The organism is Pantoea sp. Morm, assembly GCF_016643525.1.
GTDB lineage: Bacteria > Pseudomonadota > Gammaproteobacteria > Enterobacterales > Enterobacteriaceae > Pantoea > Pantoea dispersa.
Genome location: NZ_VOQX01000247.1, coordinates 1 through 1,488, shown reverse-complemented (window position 1 = coordinate 1,488; position 1,488 = coordinate 1). Strand labels below are relative to the sequence as shown.

Below are 1,488 nucleotides of genomic sequence, written 5' to 3'. Positions count from 1 at the left end.
TCTCCACCGTGGCCGGCGAGCGTGGCAGCCCGGACACCTGGCGCGATCCGCGCGGCTTCGCGATCAAGTTTTACACCAGCGAAGGCAACTACGACATGGTGGGCAATAACACGCCGGTGTTCTTTATCCGTGACCCGATGAAGTTCCAGCACTTTATCCGCTCGCAGAAGCGCCGTGCCGACAACAATCTGCGTGATAACGATATGCAGTGGGATTTCTGGACGCTGTCGCCAGAGTCGGCGCACCAGGTGACCTGGCTGATGGGCGACCGCGGCATTCCGAAAAGCTGGCGCCACATGAACGGTTACTCCAGTCACACCTATATGTGGGTTAACGCCGCCGGGGAGAAATTTTGGGTTAAATACCACTTCAAAACCGATCAGGGTGTGGAGTTCCTGACGCAGGATAACGCCGATCTGCTGGCCGGCCAGGACGGCGATTACCATACGCGCGATCTGTTTACCGCCATCAAAAATGGTGATTTCCCCAGCTGGACGCTATACATGCAGATCATGCCGTTCGCCGAGGCGGAAACCTACCGCTTCAACCCGTTTGATCTGACTAAGGTCTGGCCACACAGCGATTATCCGCTGATTAAAGTCGGCAAACTGATGCTCAACCGCAATCCGACCGACAACCACGCGCAGATTGAACAGGCGGCGTTTGAACCAAACAACCTGGTGCCCGGCATCGGCCTGAGCCCGGATAAGATGCTGATTGGCCGGGTGTTTGCCTATGCCGATGCCCACCGCGCCCGTCTTGGCGTTAACTACAAGCAGATTCCGGTCAACGCCCCGCAGGCACCGGTGCACAGCTACAGCAAGGATGGCGCGATGCGCATCAATCCGGTTAGCGATCCGGTCTACGCGCCGAACTCAAAAGGCGGTCCGGCGGCGGACGGCGAGCGCTACCCGACGGATTCCACCTGGGAAGCGCACGGCAACATGGTGCGCGCGCCCTACACGCTGCGTCAGGATGATGATGACTTTGGTCAGGCCAATACGCTGGTCAATAAAGTGCTGGATGAGGCGGCACGTGATCGTCTGGTGAATAACGTCAGCGGTCATCTGCTCAACGGCGTGGAGGAGCCGGTGCTGTCGCGCGCGTTTGAGTACTGGCGCAACATCGACCAGACGATTGGCGATCGCATTGCCCAGCGGGTACAAACCGAGCGCGCCAAGCGTTAATGAGCTGATTTATAAATATAAAAAAGGCGCCCGCGGGCGCCTTTTTTGCATCGACAGGATTATTTCAGACGGAACGCCACCACGCTGTCGCCGGCTTTGGTGCCGAGCGAACCGTGACCGCCTGCGGCAATCACCACGTACTGCTTACCGTCGCTGCCCATGTAAGTGGATGGTGTCGCCTGCGCGCCGGCGCTAAGCTCCTGCTGCCACAGCAGTTCGCCGGTGGTGCTGTCATAGGCGCGAATGAAGTTATCTGCGGTCGCACCGTGGAACACCAGATCGCCGGCCGTCAGCAGTGGCC

1 protein-coding gene and 1 pseudogene are annotated in these 1,488 nt (G+C 58.9%); one reads left to right on the top strand and one right to left on the bottom strand.

The features are described from left to right. Nucleotides 1–1,187, top strand: a 1,187-nt coding sequence (locus tag FT726_RS27290) for a catalase (protein WP_346303850.1), incomplete at its 5' end; no start/stop codon positions are given. Between the two features lie 59 nt (nt 1,188–1,246). Here the strand turns inward: FT726_RS27290 and FT726_RS27285 are convergent. Then, nucleotides 1,247–1,488 (bottom strand): annotated as a pseudogene (locus tag FT726_RS27285) (membrane-bound PQQ-dependent dehydrogenase, glucose/quinate/shikimate family); the annotation flags it as partial.